Genomic DNA, 3,261 nt, shown 5'->3' with positions numbered 1-3,261 from the left:
TCAGTTTTTTCAGTGATTACAGGCTTCTTTACGATATCGTAAGCAGTCATTATGCAAGCACCTCCTCGATTGTCGTTAACGCTTCCTTAGTTACGATAACTTTCTCTTGCTTTAATAACCAGTAAACTCCAATCTCATTCGGTTGAAGAACTACTGCGTTCTCTAAGTTTCTAGCTGATAAGTATAAGTTGTAATCAGCTTCTGAAGCAAGGTCATTTACTACGAATAATTGCTTTGTTTTAGCTGTTAAAGCGTTAGTTAAAGCGATTATTGTTTTTGTTTTTGGAGTTTCGATAGTTCCATCAAGAACTAAGATTTCTCCAGCAGCAACTTTCGCAGAAAGTGCTGATCTTAAAGCAAGGTTTCTTACTTTTTTGTTTACTTTTTTCTCGTATGATCTTGGTTGTGGTCCGAAAGTAACTCCTCCACCTACCATGTGTGGAGCTCTTATAGAACCTTGTCTAGCTCTTCCAGTTCCTTTTTGTTTGAAAGGCTTTCTTCCTCCACCTTTAACCATAGCTCTAGTTTTAGTAGCTGCAGTTCCTTGTCTAGCAGCTGCTAACTCCGCAGTTAATACTTCATGTAATACTGCTTGATTAGGCTCGATTCCAAATACAGAATCTTTAACTTCTACAGTACCAGTTTGGTTACCTGCTAAGTCATATATGTTTAAAACTGCCATTATTTTCCTCCTTCCTCATCTACTAACTAATTATTTCTTTACAGCCGGCTTAACAACGATATATCCGTTCTTAGGACCAGGTACTGCACCTTTAATTAGTAGTAAGTTGTTTTCTGCGTCAACTTTAACAATTTTTAAGTTTTGAACTGTTACAGTTGCATTTCCATATTGTCCAGCCATTTTTTTGTTCTTAAGAACTTTTCCAGGCCAAGACGACATACCTATTGATCCTCCAAGTCTATGGTTTCTAGACACACCGTGTGAAGCTCTGTTTCCACTGAAGTTATGTCTCTTCATAACTCCTGATGTTCCTTTACCTTTTGAAGTACCAGTTATGTCTACGAAAGCAACTTCTGCTAAAGCATCCACTTTAATCTCTTGTCCAAGTTCGATTCCTTCTACTGAATCAACTTTTAACTCTTTAACAAATCTTAACGGCTTTACACCAGCTTTATTAAAGATTCCCATTAATGGCTTTGTAGTATTTTTTTCTCTTTTTTCGTCAAATCCTAATTGTAAAGCTGTATATCCATCGTTCTCTGTAGTCTTCTTTTGAAGAACAAAGTTAGGTCCAGCTTCAACAACAGTAACTGGAATAAATTTTCCATCTTCGAAAATTTGAGTCATTCCAATTTTTTTTGCTAAAATTCCTGACATGTGTTTTACCTCCATCAAATAATATATTGGTTGACAACTTGCCCTCGTGGTTCCACCACTTTTCTTTAAAAAAAACGCCAACTTGTATTATTCTGTAAGGATAATTTAATTGCATCAAATTACCCGAAAATCAGCTGTCTGCTTTTTTCATCAGAACCTTTTCAACAAACTATTACGCTTGCTTTATTTCGATTCCAACACCAGCTGGTAAGTTAACTGCTGTTAAAGAAGCAATTGTCTTAGGGTTAGAGTTTTTAATCTCTACCATTCTTCTGTGCACTCTCATCTCGAATTGCTCTCTCGAGTCTTTGTTTACGTGTACTGATCTAAGTACAGTATATTTTTTTATTTTTGTAGGTAGTGGCATAGGTCCTGCAATTTCTGCTCCAGATTTCTTTGCTACTTCTACTATCTTTTTAGCTGATTGATCTAATAAAGTGTGATCATAAGCTTTTAAGTAAATTCTTAACTTGTTAGAAGCCATTTTACTTTTCGCACCTCCTTAAAAGTTTCGATTAAAAGAATTAAATAATTCTTTTGTACACTCTGGTAATTATATCACATTTTTTACAAAAAGCAAATGTTTTTTGTTTTTATTTAAAAGTTTTTTTTACTAGCTTTTTTAGGATTATAAAAGGGGACTAAGTCCCCTTTTATATGAACTAAATTTCACTTAGTTTTCAATTCTTGATTAAGTAAGATTACTTAGTAATTTCTGCAACAACTCCAGAAGCTACCGTTCTTCCTCCTTCTCTTATCGCGAATCTTAATCCTGGTTCCATTGCGATTGCATGAATTAACTCTACAGTCATTTCAATGTTATCTCCTGGCATTACCATTTCTACTCCTTCAGGTAAAGCAATTGCTCCAGTTATATCTGTAGTTCTGAAGTAGAATTGTGGTCTGTATCCTGAGAAGAATGGAGTATGTCTTCCACCCTCTTCTTTAGTTAATACGTATACTTCTGATCTGAAGTTTGTATGAGGTAAGATTGATCCTGGCTTACATAATACTTGTCCTCTTTCAACATCCTCTTTCTTGATTCCTCTTAATAATGCTCCTACGTTATCTCCAGCTTGTCCTTGGTCTAATAACTTTCTGAACATCTCTACTCCAGTACAAGTTGTCTTAGAAGTTGTCTCTCTGATTCCTACGATCTCGATCTCTTCTCCTACTTTTACTATTCCTCTTTCGATTCTTCCTGTTACTACTGTTCCTCTTCCTGTTATCGTGAATACATCCTCGATTGGCATTAGGAATGGTTGGTCTACTGCTCTTGCAGGTGTTGGTATGTAAGAATCTACAGCGTCCATTAGAGCTTTAATTTGGTTTACCCATTTCTCTTCTCCGTTCATCGCTCCTAAAGATGATCCCATTACTACTGGTAAATCGTCTCCTGGGAATCCGTACTCTGTTAATAACTCTCTTACTTCCATCTCTACTAACTCTAATAACTCTTCGTCATCTACCATGTCAGCTTTGTTTAAGTATACTACGATGTATGGAACTCCAACTTGTCTTGATAATAAGATGTGTTCTCTTGTTTGAGGCATTGGTCCATCCGCTGCTGATACAACTAGGATAGCTCCATCCATTTGTGCCGCTCCAGTTATCATGTTCTTTACGTAGTCAGCATGTCCTGGACAGTCAACGTGCGCATAGTGTCTTTCTACTGTTTCGTACTCAATGTGAGCTGTATTGATTGTGATTCCTCTTTCTCTCTCTTCTGGAGCCGCATCAATGTTTGCGAAATCTACTTTCTTAGCTAATCCCATATCTGATAATACTTTAGAGATTGCTGCTGTTGTTGTTGTTTTACCGTGGTCAACGTGTCCTATTGTTCCGATGTTAACGTGCGGTTTGCTTCTTTCAAATTTTTCTTTAGCCATTTGAAATTTCCTCCTAATTGTTATTTATATTTT

Annotated in this window: 4 protein-coding genes; all 4 read right to left on the bottom strand. The window is 36.4% G+C overall.

All coding sequences use genetic code 11. The annotated features are described in order from the left end of the window. Positions 1-49: 49 nt before the first annotated feature. The gene (gene rplD, locus ACRDCA_RS00050) at positions 50-682 is read right to left on the bottom strand and encodes a 50S ribosomal protein L4 (RefSeq protein ID WP_438586042.1); all 633 of its coding nucleotides are present in this window, start codon (positions 680-682) and stop codon (positions 50-52) included. A 30-nt stretch (positions 683-712) separates the two neighbouring features. Further along, a complete protein-coding gene (rplC, locus tag ACRDCA_RS00045; protein ID WP_438586041.1) occupies positions 713-1,339 on the bottom strand; it encodes a 50S ribosomal protein L3 in 627 nt (208 codons plus the stop codon). Between the two features lie 172 nt (positions 1,340-1,511). Further along, positions 1,512-1,823: a 30S ribosomal protein S10 gene (gene rpsJ / locus ACRDCA_RS00040; protein WP_023050803.1), complete on the bottom strand. Its 312-nt coding sequence runs from the start codon at positions 1,821-1,823 to the stop codon at positions 1,512-1,514. A gap of 217 nt (positions 1,824-2,040) precedes the next feature. Continuing rightward, positions 2,041-3,228, bottom strand: a complete 1,188-nt coding sequence (gene tuf / locus ACRDCA_RS00035) for an elongation factor Tu (RefSeq protein WP_438508101.1) — start codon at positions 3,226-3,228, stop codon at positions 2,041-2,043. Positions 3,229-3,261: the final 33 nt, after the last annotated feature.

It is taken from the genome of Serratia sp. (in: enterobacteria), assembly GCF_051654945.1.
Classification (GTDB): Bacteria; Pseudomonadota; Gammaproteobacteria; order Enterobacterales; family Enterobacteriaceae; genus Chania.
Note: the sequence above shows the minus strand (reverse complement) of the source record. Positions and strands in the feature narration are given on the sequence as shown.

Bases quoted from the DNA above. Each gene is read 5' to 3' on its own strand.
- rpsJ (WP_023050803.1), bottom strand. From the start codon at position 1,823: ATGGCTTCTAACAAGTTAAGAATTTACTTAAAAGCTTATGATCACACT.
- tuf (WP_438508101.1), bottom strand. From the start codon at position 3,228: ATGGCTAAAGAAAAATTTGAAAGAAGCAAACCGCACGTTAACATCGGA.
- rplC (WP_438586041.1), bottom strand. From the start codon at position 1,339: ATGTCAGGAATTTTAGCAAAAAAAATTGGAATGACTCAAATTTTCGAA.
- rplD (WP_438586042.1), bottom strand. From the start codon at position 682: ATGGCAGTTTTAAACATATATGACTTAGCAGGTAACCAAACTGGTACT.